Below are 15793 nucleotides of genomic sequence, written 5' to 3'. Positions count from 1 at the left end.
TTTCAGTTCAGGACCATGGGGCCTATGTCGTCCATCTCCTGAGGCACTGGAGGGAAAAGCGGGGAGAGGGCATTGAAAACAGCCCGTTCCGAGAAACGGGTTTTCAGAAGGTTCTGCCCCGCCGTAACCTGCTCCTGGCCCGTGGCAGGGTCCAGAAATGCGATGATCCGCTCTGCGAACGTGGAGGGTGTATCGGCGATGGAGTTTCGCCATATCGGGTCGGCAGGGTCTACCAGACCTTCGGCTGCGATCGGAGTCATGACGATCGGCAGACCGACCGCCCAGGCTTCGAGCACCTTGCCCTTGATCCCGGCCCCGAAGCGGAGCGGCGCAACACACAGGGAGACGTCTGCCAGAGCCTCTTCCAGATCCGGCACGGCCCCCATAATTTCCACGTCTTCTGCCGCCAGCATATGGACGGCATGCGGCATGGCGCTTCCGATCAGGCGGCACCGGATGCCCGGGACGGCCTCACGCAGAAGCGACATAATGGTCAGAACGAGCCATTTCGCCGCATCGAGATTGGGGTCATGGGCGAAATGCCCCACGAAGGCGATGACGGGAGTATCCGGGGACCGTCCTTTGCGGGGAAATACCGGCACGGTCCAGGGGGCGACATGCACGTTGGCTGTGGGGACGGTGCGTGACAGGCGCCCGGCTTCGACGGGTGAATGTGTCAGCACGAAATCCGCCAGCCAGGCACACATGTTTTCCCGGACCTCGAGACGGCTGGCGAACCGTTCGAGTTCGGGACGGGATTCCACGGCTGCCTGACGGGGGAGGCGCAGGGACGTCAGATCGGCCACGCTCCAGATCATCGTGGCGGTGGGCGCAAAGGCCCTCACCAAGGCGGAATAGCTCTCCGCATTGTTGAGCCGGTGCAGATAGACCACTTCAAGCCCGGCTCCCAGTTGCCTGAGCGCTTCTTCAGGGCAGGTGAAGACAGGCGGCATCAGACATTCGATCCCCTGCTGCTCCAGACGCAGGCGGTCCTCTTCGCCGGGAGGAAAGCGGGATGCCATGAAGCAGCATCGGTAGCCGAGGCTTTGGGCGGTATGAACATGCGACAGGAACGCGACCGAACCGGCATCCCGTTGGGGATCAGGAGCGCGGTCATCAATGAACAGGGCAACAGGCCGCAGCGAAGCAACATCGGCGAGGGCGTCACTGTCCTCAAGCCGGAGGCGCTGCATGCGCCGGGCCTGTGCACGCTCGTGCAATGCCGTCAGATCCGCACTTTCCCGTGCCCTGAGGCGGTCCGCCTCACTCACGAGAAATGCCAGAGCCCCGGCCCGTGCAACGGGTGTATCCAGTCCGTGCAGAATGCTGGAGACATGGGTCTTCAGCTCTGCGGACAGGACGTTGCCGGTTCCGGAAATCGTGCAGGGTGTGCCGAAGCGCTCATCGCCATGCCGGAGTTCGATCACATGATCCGTCAGGGGGGCGATCGCGGAAGAAAAGGCATAATGAAAGCCATGCCGTCCCGTGCCAAAGCCGGCATCGCGCAGATCGGCGCGGAAGCGGTTGGCAGGAACCCGTCCTGCAGGTTGGCCATCCACCCAGACTGTCAGCCACACTGTCCGGTCGGGGTTGAGCTGATCCCGGACCCAGCCTGCAATGTGATAGCGGTCCGCAAGATCGATCGACCCCATAAGGGATGCGGGCAGGGGCGGGATCCGGACCGGAGAGCCGGCCAGAGGACGGTCATCGCGGGCGTCAGTAAGTTCGATCAACGCCCCTTCATGCGGCAGGGGAACCGGCCAGGTTTTCTGAAAGGCGCAGTATCCGCCCCGTGCCGCGCCCTGAAGATCGGCCCTGAAACCGTCGGCGTCCGTTTCGTCCACCAGTTCGCCGTTGACGCGCACCTGAATCCGCACCGGAGTGTCCGGCGTGGCCAGATCAACGGCCCATCCGGCAAACTGTTCGCGGTCACAGAGATCGACATAGCCGACAAGAGGGGCAGTCAAAGTCGGGAAGTCCCTCAGGTTCAGGCGGCGCTGTCAGTCTGTGCCCTGTCCTGACGATTCAGGGCACGGGTGCGGAGACGATGGTGGATGACTGCCAGTTCGGCGCCGCCTTCAAGGCGGGGTGCGCAGTATTGCGGCGGCCGCTGGGTCTGGTCGGGATAGAGGATTTGGTATTCGTCGGCGTTATGGAACATCCCGCGCGAGCCGTCATCGAGAAAGCTTTCCGACGGTGCTCCCTCGGCCAGCAGAAGATCATGGCTTTCGAGCTCGACATGCACGTAGCGGATCGTCTCCGGCCGTTTGATCTGGATGATGGAAATCCCGTTTACGAGATGCAGGGCCGGGATGAGAAAACCGTCGATGAACATGGCATGCAGCGGTGAAATCACGAGATCGCGTTGCGGCAGTCCCTCCGCCAGCGCTCCGGCCTGGATCAGGACCGGCAGGATATCCCGGTTGCCGTAAGCAAACAGGGGATCATAGGCGCGCCGTCCGATCCAGTGAACCGGCCGGACTTTACCTGTCGCAGTGAGAATGGGATCTCCGATTTTCAGGTCCTCGACCGGCCGCTCTCCGCCGGGCGTCGCAATCAGGGTGCCCGGGCAGTAGCAGGGCGTGCCGAACCCCATTTCAAGGTAATTCCCGGCTGCGGCCTGGGTGAAATAGAGCGGCGATGTGAAGTCACCCTGAACGGCAATGTCCTTGACCATCGTCGTTCCGGAAAACACTTCCAGATTTCCGGTAGCACCGTCTTCGTCAGGAACAACCACGGCACTGAATGTTCCGTTCGTAGCGCTGACATCAGAAAAGATGAACGCGGCGGACGTGTGAACTGTAATGGGGTCGGAAAGCACGACATCAGCATCGTTCAGTTCAAGGACGCCTCCACTGTCGATGGAAATGTCAGAGAGGGTTGCGCTACCACGAGCGACAACGGTGCCCCCATTTGAAACCGTGACATTCCGGACGGTCCCGTCCACCATCAGCAGTCCGTCGGACTGGACGGTCACATTTTCGCTCGTTCCCTCAACATCCTGTTCGGCCTTGAAGCGAAGGGTTTCATAGTGCCAGGAATTTGCATCACTCCCGAGGAAGAAAAGTGCGGATGAGCCCTGAAGAACCGTATCGTTGGCCGAGGCTCCTGCGGCAATCGTGGAAATGGCATCCCCGTTAACCTGAACGCCGCTGACATATCCGCCGCTTTCAACGGTCTGATACGCTTCCAGTTCTTCGTCATAGTCCCGGCCGACGCCAACATAGGCATCGACGGCCGTCCCCTGGACGGTCGTATCAAAAGCGGTGCCACCGTTCTGAATGACCTGGCTGGCAGGAGCTTCTTCCGTCAGGATATAGCTGTCGTCACTATAGATTTCAGACAGGATTTGGGTGTGATCCGCGACGCCACCGGATTCTACAATCTGGGTCCCTGTCGTGACGGGGACATATGGGCCGACCATGGAATGCTCATATCCGTGCACGATCGTCGATACCGCAGATCCGAGCACATATTCCGTCACACCATTGATGGTCAGTCCCGAGACGGTAGCGCCCCCAACTACAGTAACAGAGCCATCAGCTCCCGTTTCGGTGCCTGACGAGGACTGGGCGGACGTTGATGACATGGTGTGTGCATTCCTTGCGTGGGAAGGACAATACTCACGCCGCGTCAGGTGCGGCCGGATGTCCGGATTTCAAGACTGTTGCTGTACCAGCCATAAACAGTCCGGTCCGGGATGTGTTGCAAATAAATCGTTAAAAACGATCAGCACAGCTCTGTGAAAACTAAGCGCTGTCCTTCTCCATTTACTTCGCCCCCGTTCTGAATATTCACGTTTCCGCTGTATCAGTTAACAGTCCGACCAGATCCGTCAGATGTCCGATCTCACGCAGCTTCAGTCCAGCGGGCGGCTTGACCCGCGCGGATGCTGCCGAAACACGCCGAGGCAGGATCGCCTCGCCGAAGCCCAGCTTGGCCACTTCTTTCAGGCGCAGATCGGACTGATTGACCTGCCGGATTTCACCCGACAGCCCGACTTCGCCAAAATAAGCGGCATTGGGGGATGTCGGTGTGCCTGTCGCAGCAGAGACGAGTGCGGCCGCCACAGCCAGATCGGCGGCCGGTTCATTTACGCGCAGACCGCCGGCGATGTTCAGATAGACGTCCATATTGGCGAGCTTGAGTCCGCAGCGGGCGTCCAGAACGGCCAGCAGCATATTCAGCCGGGACGTGTCCCAGCCCACGACCGCACGGCGTGGGGTGCCATCGCCAGCTTTGGGTGACAGCAGGGCCTGGATTTCCAGCAGGACGGGGCGCGTCCCCTCCAGTCCGGCAAAGACGGCTGATCCTGCGATATTGCCGCGTCGTTCCGCAAGGAACAGCGCGGACGGGTTGGGGACTTCGGTCAGCCCGATATCGGTCATGGCGAAGACGCCGATTTCGTCCGTCGCGCCAAAGCGGTTCTTGGCCGCACGCAGGATGCGGAACTGGTGCCCGCGGTCGCCTTCGAAATACATGACGGCATCGACCATGTGTTCCAGAACACGCGGTCCGGCGAGAGACCCTTCCTTTGTGACATGCCCGATCAGGATCAGTGCAAAGCCAAGCGTTTTGGCGAGACGGATCAGTTCAAATGCACTGGCCCGGACCTGTGAGACCGAACCCGGCGAGCTTTCCACGCTTTCCAGCCACATCGTCTGGATGGAATCGATGACCACGACCGTATGGGCACGGTCCTGTTCAAGCGATCCGACGATCTCGCCCACATTGATGGAGGATGCGAGGTCCAGCGAGTCCAGCATCTTGCTGTCGCGGTCCAGACCCAGCCGCTGGGCACGGATGCGGATCTGGTCCACTGATTCTTCGCCCGAGACATACAGGACGCGATGCCCGGACCGTGCCAGTGCGCAGGTGGTCTGGAGCATGAGTGTGGACTTGCCGATACCGGGATCACCGCCGACCAGCACGACGGAAGCCGGGACGAGACCCCCGCCCAGAACGCGGTCCAGTTCGGCAATGCTGGTCGTGATGCGCGGGGGCGGGCGGGTTTCACCATCCAGCCGGACCGTCTGAAGGCGCCCTGCGCTCAGCTTGCCGGTCTTGCGGGCTGTAGGCTCGATCTTTTCCTCGACCAGCGTGTTCCACTCGCCGCAGGCTTCGCACTTACCATTCCATTTCGGATAGGTGGCGCCACAGTTCTGGCAGACGTAACGGGTAGTCGGCTTTTTGGCCAAGACGGATCTCTTCGGACTGAGGGGAACAAAGCCAGTATATAGGGAGTGTCCCGGTGCTGATCCAGACGGGGCTTTGCCCCGGACCCCACCAAAGGTCTCGACCTTTGGAAACCTTTAAAATCAGGGTGCAGGGATCAAGATCCCTGCCGGGTCCGGGCAGCGCCCGGATGCTTACTTGTCGGTCCGCAGGATCAGGCGTGCCAGAAGGCGGGACACCATGATGATCAGCAGGAATCCGAGAAGCTGGATCAGCATGTTCGGATGGGCCGGCTGGTGTCGGAACATGATGTACAGAAGCGGCAGGGCAATCAGATAGCTCAGTCCGATGCGCTTCCAGATGACAGGATCGGTTTTGGGAAAGCGGGGGAGAATGCTCATTTGCGCAGCTCCATGGTGATGGGGCCTTCGCGCCGGCCGTGGGTGAACTGATCGACCATGGCATTGCCGGAATGCATGAGTTCGGACGCCTCACCCTGCCAGATCAGCCGCCCGTGATAGAGCATGGCCGCCCGGTTTCCGATCCGCTGGGCCGAGGCCATGTCATGGGTAATGGCGATGGCCGTAGAGCCGAGCTTTTGTACGCAGTCTACGATCAGCCCGTCGATCACAGCGCCCATGATCGGGTCCAGCCCGGTTGTGGGTTCGTCGAAGAACATGATGTTGGGGTTGCCCGCAATGGCGCGGGCCAGACCGACGCGTTTCTGCATGCCGCCCGACAATTCCGACGGGCTGAGATCACCGACGGAGGGATCAAGCCCGACCTGTTTGAGCAGGTCTCCGGCCATCTGGAGGGCCTGCGTGCGCGAGGGGGGCGGACCGTTGCGGTCGGAATGTTTGGCGCGGATGCCGAAGGCCACGTTCTCGCCAACGCTCATGCTGTCGAACAGGGCGGCGTTCTGGAACAGCATGCCGATCTGGCGGCGCAGGACGTCCTGGCGGGAGCGTGATGCCGTCAGGAGGTTTTCACCGTCGATCTCGATCGTGCCGGCGTCGGGTTCGATCAGGCCGAGGATGCAGCGCAGCAGGACGGACTTGCCGGAGCCGGAACCGCCGATGATGACCATGGACGTACCGGTCTCGACATCGAGGTCCACGCCATCGAGCACGATCTTGGAGCCGAAGGCCTTGTGCAGGCCGCGGATGCGGATCTTGGGCGTGCTTACGGGGGGAGTGCTCATTGTGAGAAGAACAGGTCCGTCAGGAGGTAATCGAACAGCAGCAGCAGGATGGATGCGCCAACAACGGCGGCCGTCGTGGCCGAGCCCACGCCTTCCGCGCCGCCCCGGCTGTTATAGCCGTTGTAGCAGCCCAGCAGCGCGATCAGGAATCCGAACACCGCCGCCTTCACCAGTCCCACGACGACATCCATCGTCTTGAGCGAGTCCAGTGTGGCCGTGATGTAGGTCGAGGGCGAGAAGCCGAGCTTGGCGACCGAAACCGTGAAACCGCCCATCACGCCCAGAATATCGGCCACCAGCACAAGGCAGGGCAGCGCGAGCGTCCCGGCCAGCAGGCGCGGCGTCACGAGATATTTCATCGGGTTGGTAGAGAGTGTGGTGAGCGCGTCGATCTGGTCGGTCACGCGCATGGTGCCTATCTGTGCGGACATGGCCGCGCCCACACGCCCGGCGACCATCAGCCCGGCCAGAACAGGCCCGAGTTCGCGGGTTACGGCGAGGACGACAATCCCGGCAATGGCGCTCTGCACATGATACTGCCCGAAGCCCACATAGGATTGCAGTGCGATGACGGCACCCGAGAACAGGGCGGTCAGGGCCACGACGGGCAGGGAGAAGAACCCCGTCTCGATCAGGCTGGAAAAGAAGATGCGCCAGTAAAAGGGCGGTCGCACCAGATGCGACAGGGCCTCCAGCGCGAACAGGGCGAGAGCACCTGCCTGTTTGATAAGGCCGAGAGCGGCACGGCCAAGGGCCGCTATGGGATCAAGAACGGCATTCACCCTTCAGCCCCTACCCTGCCAGCATCCGGACGTCAAAGTTTCCGTCCATCATACCGGTGAGAACCGTAGTTCATGCACGGCGTCCATCGGTCCGTTCCAGCTCACGGAACTGCCGCTCCAGGCTGAAATCGGGCGAGGTTACGAACTGCTCCATCAGACCAATTCGGCGCTCCATCCGCATCAGGCGGTCCTGAAGCCGGGCCAGCGGGTGTCCGGGCGGGACGGAATGCGAAAAGTCTTCAGGAGGTGCGGGCTGATAACCCCGGAAGCCCTGCACGGCATTTTTTACAACAGCCGCCACACCCGCTGCCGGAGTCTCACGCCATACCGGATCGCGCTGTGACCAGCTCCGTACGCCAGCAGCATAACCCGCAGCGGCCCTGTCCACGGTTTTTCTGAACGGCACGATGCCGGTCTTCCGGTAGCGTCGGAAGAGACGCACGAGCCAGATGATCAGGAAGATCTTCAGCAGAAGACCAATCACGCCATGGCCACCGGAATGATGGCTGGTGTGAGAAGAGGCAGTCTCCGCGTCACCGAAATGAAACTCCACGTGGGACTGGTTCAGAACATCTTTCAGCGTGTCGGACAGGACGGCGGATGTATCGGGTGTGGTCAGCGTTGTGATCCGGGCGCCCGACGTTTCGTCAACCGTGATGGAGCCGGAACCGAGCGCACGCTTCTTCAGGGTGTCCGTGACCCTGTCGAGGACGATGTCACCACTGCCCATCAGGGTCAGGTCCGCATCGCGGACGGTGCCGTTCAGTGTGGTGTCTGCCGAACCATAATTACGCACGGTCAGGACATCGGCATTGCCCTGATCAATCTGGATGTCGCCGGACGACATGGTCGTAAGGTCGGCGCCAGAGGCTGCGATGCTGCCAATATGCAGGTCACCGCTGGAAAAATCCTTAACGGAAACCCGGCCGCCCGCATGTCCGACCGATACGTCACCACTGCCGCCCATGGTGAGCGTCAGGCCGCTGACCTGATCAACGTCCAGATTGCCGCGCCCCGTAGTGGCTGTCAGGTCTCCGTTGACGCCTGTGATGCGATACGTGGTCGCCCGGTCATGGGGCATCTGGATCTCGATACCGGTCCGGGCCGGAACCATGACAACCGCGTCTGCTTCTTTCGTGCAGTCTGCTGCGGATGTGGTGAATGTCAGCCGGTCCGCATGACGTGTCAGGCGGCCGCTGCCCGAAACGAGACGGGTCTCCGGTCCGCCGATGATGGCGAGATGGTCAAGACAGGTCTTCGGGATGACGAGCGTCCCAGCGCTGGCTGCCGATGATTCAAGGGATGGCGGCGCAGGAGGGGCGGGCGGAGGCGGAGGCGCGGCCGCCGGAGCCGCCATGACAGGGCCTCCCATCAGCGCAATCAGGGCAAGAGGTGCCGACAGACGGGCGCGCATTCCTATTCTCCCTGCGAGTTCTTGCTCGTAGCAGGCGGTGCTGCCGGGGCAGGCGTCGGAGTTCCCGAAGAGGCAGGCACTGTGGAGGTATTCGGGGTGGATGTGGCGGTGCCCGACGCGCTGCCTTCCGGAGGAGCGGTGGCAGCATTGTTCTGTGGCGCCGGCGCAGAATCCGTATCCGGGGTCGTGGCAGGAGCAGCGTTTCCGGCCTGCTGCGAGGGCACCGGGGGGACTGCGGGAGGCGCTGCTTCAACAGAAGGTGCCTTTTCCGCCGTGGAAGACGACACGCCTGGCAGCGGGGCTGCAGTGGATGTTCCGCTCGGCTGACTGTTTCCCTGCTGGTTTTCCGGCTGCGTGTTCGTCGGAGCCGTTGGCAGGACCGGTGTTTGTGGCGCGGTGGGAGCAGCGGGTGCGGGAACAGGAGCGGGTGTCGGCACGACTGGTGCGGGGACGGTCGAGGCGGCGCTGGTGGCGGGGGTCTCGACGGGAGCAGCCGGTAGCGGTGCCGGTGTCGGAGGCGCAGTCACCGCAGCGGGTGGAGGCGTCGTCGGACGATAGATTACACCGTTCTGCGCGCCGACACGTACTGTGCCCTTGCCCGAGCGCACCATAGGCCCGGAGACGGCTTCGATATTGACCTCGCCTGTGCCGTTGGCCGCGACGGTTGCGACGGTCGCATGACCCAGAATGGTGGCACTGGCCTGATCGGCCGTCACCAGCGTCAGGGCATCAATACTGCTGCCGGAAAGGGTCATGGTCGCATTCTGCGTCAGCTGCGCAGAAAGGGCGGCGAGCTGCGCGGTGTCGGCCGTCAGGGTCGAGGCTCCCGACGCCACGATCTGCGCTGCACGTTCCAGCGCCTTGATATGGACATTGGAGGCGCCCTGCATGTTCAGATCGAGCGACTGCGTGTCCTCGATGTCCATGGTTGTGGAATCGAGGCTCGCATCCAGCGAGGCAAGCTTTCCGGTGATGACGAAATGCGTGTCGTGGCTGTCATGGATGGTCAGGCCGGTGCTCGGGGAAATGCTGATCGTCAGCTTCCCGCTGGGCGCGCAGGCTTTCGTGGCGATGGAAATGCGGCTTTCCGCTTCTTCCTTGCCCGTATGCATCGCAACCTGGGCCATGCTGCTCGAATCAAGGGTCGCCCCGTCCTTCATGCCGGGATCGACCACGACCTTCACCTGTCCCGTGCAGGGGATGGACAGGTCCAGGTCTTCTCCGGAGAGGGTCATCCGTGCCGCATGGGCTGCGGGCGCCAGCAGGACCGTGCCCGCCAGCAGCGCCAGTAGCGCCGGGCGGCGACCATAAAAGGGGACGGGGCGGCGTGTCATCGTGCGTTCCTTGCTCTCCAGCCCGGGATATCCTCGTCGAGGATGCGTTCGAGCTGGTCGATCCTTTCTTCCAGACGCGTAGCATGCGCTTCGGCCTGTGTCAGGGCGGCCTGAAGCATGGGGTCCTGCTGGGGGGAAGACTTTTGCTTTGCGATGGATTTTGCCGCGTTGGCAACGATGGCGACCATGGGCAGAAAAATAAGCAGAAGAGCGAGTGTGTTAAAGTTATTCATTCCGGAGTTCCTGTGGCGGATGAATGATCAGCCTGCATTTTTCTTTTCGGCAACACGGCGCTTGAGGGTCTCGAACTCGCTTTCCACGACCGCATCGGTTTCGAGGGCCGCAAGTTCCTCCTGAAGTGTCGGATGTCCGGTACGACGTCCCAGATCATACGCCTCGGCCTTGCCTTCGAGTTCATCAAGAGCGCGTTCCACCTGATCGAAACGGTTCAGTGTGTCGTCGATGCGGGTGTCATAGAGCTTCTCGCGGGTCTTCAGACGGCCCTGTGCAGTGCGGGCGCGGATGGAGAGCGCCTTTTCGCGAGATTTGGCATCGGCGATCTTGGCCTGAAGCTTGGAGATGTCGTCGTTCTGCTGGTCCAGCCCGTCGGAGATCTGGGCGATCTGCTGCTCCAGCGCCTCGCGGGACTGTTCGACGCTGTGGCGGGCGGCGAGGGCTGCCTTGGCCAGATCGTCACGGCCGCGCTCGATGGCGAGGCCGGCCTTGCGGTGCCACTCGTCTTCCTCATGCATCATGGTGCGGACGCGGCGTTCAAGCTGCTTGCGCTCGGCGATCGTGCGGACGGCCTGACTGCGGACCTCGACCAGCGTGTCTTCCATTTCCTGGATCACCAGGCGGATCATCTTCTGCGGGTCCTCGGCGGTGGCGAGAATCGCATTGAGATTGGAGTTCACGATATCTGCGAGGCGAGAGAAAATACCCATGATGCTTTCCTTCCTGTTGGAGAGACTTAGGACAGAATGCCTGCCCTTGTCAGCGATGCTGTTTTGAGGGTGTTATGAACTGAAGACCGAAACAGGGGCGTGAGAGACCAGAAAATGGCGAGAAGCACCGATATGGACGAGGTGCCGACCCCGATCGGGCGGGCTCCGGCATTTCTGGGAATGCTGGATCAGGTCTCCCGTCTGGCGCCCCTGAAGCGGCCGGTTCTCGTGATCGGCGAGCGTGGGACGGGCAAGGAACTGGTCGCCGCGCGTCTGGCGCTGCTGTCGGACCGGTGGGACCGGCCGCTGGTGAAGCTCAACTGCGCGGCCCTGCCCGAAGCGCTGCTGGACAGCGAACTGTTCGGTCATGAGGCGGGTGCCTTTACGGGCGCGCAGAAGCGCCGCCTGTCCCGTTTCGAGCGGGCGGACGGGGGCACGATGTTTCTCGACGAGATCGGCACCGCGTCGCAGGCCGTGCAGGAAAAGCTGCTGCGAGTGATCGAATACGGCAGTTTCGAGCGCGTGGGGGGCAGCGAGACCATTCGGGTGGATGTGCGGCTGATCGGGGCGACCAATGCCGATCTGCCCGCCATGGCGCGGGAAGGGCGCTTCCGGGCGGATCTGCTGGACCGGCTGGCCTTCGATGTCGTGAACATTCCGCCGCTGCGCGCGCGTCCCGAGGATATTCCGCTGCTGGCCGGGCATTTCGCCACCCGCATGAGCGCAGAGCTGGGGCGGAAGGTTTTCGCAGGCTTTACGGACCGGGCGCTGGAACGTCTGCAGTCCTATGACTGGCCCGGTAATGTGCGCGAACTGCGCAATGTGGTCGAGCGCAGTGTCTATCGGATGGACCGTCCGGAAAAGGCCTTGGACGAGATCGTGCTGGACCCGTTCGTGACGCCAGACTGGCAGGCTCCGGTTTCTCCGGCTGAAAAGCCGGTTTCGTCCATGGCGGATGCCGGTCCCCTGACATTCCCGCGTGATTTTGGTGCGGATATCAGCGCCCATGAACGCAGCCTGCTGGAAGCTGCCCTGCGAGAAGCACAGTTCAGTCAGAGGCGCGCCGCCGAGCTGCTTGGCCTGACCTACTACCAGTTCCGCCATCACCTGCGGCTGCATGGTCTGGCGGACAAGGAGGCCCGCAAAGCGCTGGGTCCGAAGGGGTGACAACATATCCATGACCATTGCTGATGCATGAACCGTGCCAGATCATGCTGGGTCGGCTTTTTATGTTATTGCACTAACTTCACTGAAAAGCTGAAATGGTGTTTCAGGCCATTTTGTGGGTCAGGACGCCAATTATGAAAAGGTAAGATGGTTCCTGCTCTAAAAAACGCTAACCAAAAGTGATTTAATCACCAAACAAAAAAGTTATATCAAATAAAATAGTTTATTTTTACGGATGATGCGCCTATGTCTCGGGGCGTGCCACGCAGGTGGCATGACTGATCTGGACACGGTTAGGTGCAGTACATGCCTCTCTTACAGACGGAATTGGATCACCTTCGCCAGATCCCGGAAGAGCGGGTCCTGAAGGAGACTCTGGGTCTGCTACAGGGACGTGTGGCCGTCATTTCGTCTTTCGGGGCGGAGACGGCTGTTCTGCTGGATCTTGTGGCGCAGATTGATCCTTCGGTTCCGGTTTTCTTTCTGGATACGAAGCGGCATTTCCCGGAAACGCTGGAATATCGTGACAGGCTGGCGCGCAGGCTTGGCCTTTCGGACGTGAGGAGTCTCGCGCCCACGCCAAAGGCGCTGCAGGACCGTGATCCACAGGATCAGCTCGCGGATTTCGATCCGGATGCCTGTTGTGCGCTGCGCAAGGTCGAGCCGCTGGATCTGGTGCTGCCGGATTTCGATGTCTGGATCACGGGGCGCAAGCGCAGCCAGTCCGCGACACGGGCGGCGCTTCCGCTGGTTGATCCGCAGCCTGATGGCAGCGTGAAGCTCAACCCGCTGGCGGGTTGGGGGCCCGAGAAAATCGAAGCGCAGATGCAGCGCCGGGATCTGCCGCGGCACCCTCTGGTTGCAAAAGGTTACACCTCGATCGGTTGTGCTCCATGCACAAGGGCGGTCAAGGATGGTGAAGATGGACGGGCGGGCCGCTGGGCCGGTCTGGCCAAGACGGAATGCGGCATTCACAGGCCGGCATGACTACGGAGCGGATAATGACGCAAACACGGATCCTGTCCCGGGATCAGTCCACCACCGGTTTGGCACAGCCGCGTATCATGGATGATCTGGACCAGCTCGAGGCCCAGAGCATTTTCATCCTGCGCGAGGCCTATCGCAAGCTGAAGCCCCTGTCCCTGCTGTGGTCGCTGGGCAAGGACAGCAACGTGATGGTCTGGCTGGCGCGCAAGGCGTTCATGGGGCATGTCCCGTTCCCGGTCATGCATGTCGATACCGAGAAGAAATTCCCGGAAATGTATGCCTTCCGCGACGAATATACGAAGAAGTGGAACCTGGACCTGCTGCTGGGCTACTGCCCGCCGGTTGAGGAAATCGACCCGTCCCTGCCGCCGGCTGCCCGCTCCGCTGCGCGCAAAACGGCCGGTCTGGCCGCGATGATCGACAAGCACAAGTTCCGGGGCGTCATTGCCGGCATCCGTCGTGACGAGCAGGCGACCCGTGCGAAGGAGCGCGTGTTCAGCCCGCGCGGTGCCGGGCATCGCTGGGACGTGCGCAACCAGCCACCCGAGTTCTGGGACCAGTATGCCACGCCGTATGAAGATGGCATGCATATCCGCGTCCATCCGCTGCTGGCGTGGCGGGAAATCGACATCTGGCGCTACATCGAGCGCGAGGGCATTCCGCTGGTGGATCTGTATTTCGCCAAAGACGGCAAGCGTTACCGCTCGCTGGGCGATCAGGACATCACCAATCCGATCGAGAGCAATGCCTCCACCGTAGCGGAAGTGATTGCCGAACTGGAAACCAGCCGGACCTCCGAGCGCGCGGGGCGTGCAATGGATCATGAGTCCGAGGACGTGTTCGAGCGTCTGCGTGTAGCGGGATATCTGTGAAAATGGGTGACAACATCGTGACCGAGAGCTTTTCGGAAATCCACCGCGCTGCAGCGACGCCCATCGTCATCGTCGGGCATGTCGATCATGGCAAGTCCACGCTGATCGGGCGCCTTCTGTACGACACCGACAGCCTGCAGGACGGCAAGCTGGCGCAGATCGTCGAGAGCAGCCGCAAGCGTGGTCTGGCGGTGGAGTGGAGCTTCCTGCTCGACTCCCTTCAGATCGAACGTGATCAGGGCGTGACCGTCGATTCCACACGCATTCCGTTCCGTCTGGGCTCGCGTGAGTTCGTAATTGTCGATGCGCCGGGCCATCGCCAGTTCCTGCGCAACATGATCACTGGGGCCGCCGATGCGGAAGCTGCCGTGCTGGTCGTGGACGCCAAGGAAGGCGCGCAGGAACAGACGCGGCGTCATGCCATGCTGCTGCGCCTGATCGGCATCCGCCATGTGATCGTGCTGCTCAACAAGTCCGACATCCTGGGCTTTGACGAGGCGCAGATCGTCAAGGTCGAGTCCGATGTGCGCCAGCTTCTGGGCCGTCTGGAAATCGAGGTCGAGGCTGTGGTGCCTGCCTCCGCCCGTGATGGCGACAACATCGCCAGCCGCTCCGAGCGGTCGCTCTGGTACAAGGGTCCGACGCTGGTTGAAGCGTTGGCCAATGTTCCGCCGCCGGCCTCGCGTGCGGCGCTGCCGTTCCGGATGCCGGTGCAGGATGTCTATCGTTTTGATGGCATCCGCTATGTGGCGGGCCGGATTGAGCGTGGGACCGTCCGTGCGGGTGATCGTCTGAGCATCGGCGCGCAGGGACAGGTTGCGACCGTGGCGGAAGTCTGCCGCTGGCATGCGCCGGAGCTTCCGGTCGCGGGTGCAGGTGAGTCCATTGCCCTGCGTCTGGAGCCGGATCTGGTGCCGGATCGTGGTGATCTGCTGTTTCCGGCTGATGACAAGGCCGCGGCCCCGGAGCGTTCGGCCCGGATCCGCACGCGTCTGTTCTGGCTGCGTGGCGAGCCTTTGCGTGTGGGCGAGAGCTTTACGCTGCGTCTGGCCACGGCCGAGCATGACGTGACAGTAGCCTCCATCGACGCCGTGGTTGATCTGGAAGACCTGACCCTGCGTGAAGGCGACAGCGTCCCGCCGGACGGGTTTGCGGAAATCACGCTGGCGGCGTCCCATGCCGTGCTGTTCGACCCGTTCTCGCCTGGCTTCGGCGACGGGCGCGGCGTTCTGGTGGACCGTTACCAGCGCATTGTTGGTGGGGCGCCGCTGATCGGTCCGGCTGAACTGGCGGATGGCGAACATGCCATCCATCCGACGGCCAGCCGTGTGTCTGCCGCCCGTCAGGTGCAGGCACGAGGTCACAAGAGCGGTGTGTTCTGGCTGACGGGGCTGCCCGGTTCGGGCAAGAGCACGGTGGCCCGTGCGGCTGAACTGGCGCTGTCCGAACAGGCGATCAATGCAACGGTTCTGGACGGGGACACCCTGCGGGCCGGGCTGTGCAGCGATCTTGGGTTCTCGCCGGAAGACCGTCACGAGAATATCCGCCGTGCGGCGCATGTCGCGAAGATTCTGGCCGAGAGCGGGCAGGTCGTGATCGTGGCGCTGGTCTCGCCGCTTCAGGCGGACCGGGCACAGGCGCGGCAGATCGTGGGCGAGAACTTCCATGAAGTCTTCGTCGATACGCCGCTGGAAACCTGCGAAAAGCGGGACCCCAAGGGGCTGTACGCCGCGGCACGCGCTGGAAAGATCCCGGAATTCACCGGCATCTCTGCGCCTTATGAAGCGCCGGTTTCCCCGGAACTGCGGCTGCCTGCGGACCGTCCGGAACAGGAGGCCATCAACACCCTGACGGCGTTTATCCTGCGGATTGTCCAGCCGTAAGAATACTCTTACTCCCAAGGCTTCTGTCTGACCC

Annotated in this window: 14 protein-coding genes; 4 read left to right on the top strand and 10 right to left on the bottom strand. The window is 62.1% G+C overall.

The window, feature by feature from the left end; all coding sequences use genetic code 11:
- Positions 1-2: 2 nt before the first annotated feature.
- From HKD24_RS07925 to pspA, 10 genes are all read right to left on the bottom strand, one after another.
- Positions 3-1967: a glycosyltransferase gene (locus HKD24_RS07925; protein WP_194259801.1), complete on the bottom strand. Its 1965-nt coding sequence runs from the start codon at positions 1965-1967 to the stop codon at positions 3-5.
- A 20-nt stretch (positions 1968-1987) separates the two neighbouring features.
- A complete protein-coding gene (locus HKD24_RS07920) occupies positions 1988-3589 on the bottom strand; it encodes a Hint domain-containing protein (RefSeq protein WP_194259800.1) in 1602 nt (533 codons plus the stop codon).
- Between the two features lie 205 nt (positions 3590-3794).
- On the bottom strand, positions 3795-5198 hold the full coding sequence (gene radA, locus HKD24_RS07915; RefSeq protein WP_194259798.1) for a DNA repair protein RadA: 1404 nt from the start codon (positions 5196-5198) through the stop codon (positions 3795-3797).
- Positions 5199-5369: 171 nt separating this feature from the next.
- Entirely contained in the window at positions 5370-5576 is a 207-nt protein-coding gene (locus HKD24_RS07910) for a hypothetical protein (protein WP_062510935.1), read from the bottom strand.
- Positions 5573-6376, bottom strand: coding sequence for an ABC transporter ATP-binding protein (locus HKD24_RS07905; protein WP_194259796.1), 804 nt, complete (start codon positions 6374-6376; stop codon positions 5573-5575). Before HKD24_RS07905 ends, HKD24_RS07910 begins: the two co-directional genes overlap by 4 nt.
- Complete coding sequence (locus HKD24_RS07900; protein WP_011252502.1) at positions 6373-7158, bottom strand: MlaE family ABC transporter permease; 786 nt, start codon at positions 7156-7158, stop codon at positions 6373-6375. Before HKD24_RS07900 ends, HKD24_RS07905 begins: the two co-directional genes overlap by 4 nt.
- A gap of 70 nt (positions 7159-7228) precedes the next feature.
- Positions 7229-8572, bottom strand: a complete 1344-nt coding sequence (locus HKD24_RS07895; RefSeq protein ID WP_194259794.1) for a GIN domain-containing protein — start codon at positions 8570-8572, stop codon at positions 7229-7231.
- Positions 8573-8574: 2 nt separating this feature from the next.
- The gene (locus tag HKD24_RS07890; protein ID WP_194259792.1) at positions 8575-9906 is read right to left on the bottom strand and encodes a RodZ family helix-turn-helix domain-containing protein; all 1332 of its coding nucleotides are present in this window, start codon (positions 9904-9906) and stop codon (positions 8575-8577) included.
- Positions 9903-10139 carry an envelope stress response membrane protein PspB gene (gene pspB, locus HKD24_RS07885; protein WP_194259790.1) on the bottom strand — a complete coding sequence of 79 codons (237 nt, stop codon included), beginning with the start codon at positions 10137-10139 and terminating at the stop codon, positions 9903-9905. Before pspB ends, HKD24_RS07890 begins: the two co-directional genes overlap by 4 nt.
- Positions 10140-10166: 27 nt before the next feature.
- Positions 10167-10850, bottom strand: coding sequence for a phage shock protein PspA (pspA, locus tag HKD24_RS07880; RefSeq protein WP_194259788.1), 684 nt, complete (start codon positions 10848-10850; stop codon positions 10167-10169).
- Between the two features lie 114 nt (positions 10851-10964).
- Here pspA and pspF point away from each other — a divergent pair, with 114 nt between their 5' ends.
- From pspF to cysC, 4 genes are all read left to right on the top strand, one after another.
- A complete protein-coding gene (pspF, locus tag HKD24_RS07875; RefSeq protein ID WP_194259787.1) occupies positions 10965-12017 on the top strand; it encodes a phage shock protein operon transcriptional activator in 1053 nt (350 codons plus the stop codon).
- A 306-nt stretch (positions 12018-12323) separates the two neighbouring features.
- The gene (locus tag HKD24_RS07870; RefSeq protein ID WP_194259786.1) at positions 12324-13004 is read left to right on the top strand and encodes a phosphoadenylyl-sulfate reductase; all 681 of its coding nucleotides are present in this window, start codon (positions 12324-12326) and stop codon (positions 13002-13004) included.
- 77 nt (positions 13005-13081) lie between these two features.
- On the top strand, positions 13082-13876 hold the full coding sequence (gene cysD / locus HKD24_RS07865) for a sulfate adenylyltransferase subunit CysD (RefSeq protein WP_024716878.1): 795 nt from the start codon (positions 13082-13084) through the stop codon (positions 13874-13876).
- A 2-nt stretch (positions 13877-13878) separates the two neighbouring features.
- Positions 13879-15759 carry an adenylyl-sulfate kinase gene (gene cysC, locus HKD24_RS07860; RefSeq protein WP_194259785.1) on the top strand — a complete coding sequence of 627 codons (1881 nt, stop codon included), beginning with the start codon at positions 13879-13881 and terminating at the stop codon, positions 15757-15759.
- Positions 15760-15793: the final 34 nt, after the last annotated feature.

Source organism: Gluconobacter vitians (assembly GCF_015244565.1).
GTDB lineage: Bacteria > Pseudomonadota > Alphaproteobacteria > Acetobacterales > Acetobacteraceae > Gluconobacter > Gluconobacter vitians.
The sequence above is the reverse complement of the archived record's forward strand: the minus strand, read 5'-3'. Positions and strand labels throughout refer to the sequence as shown.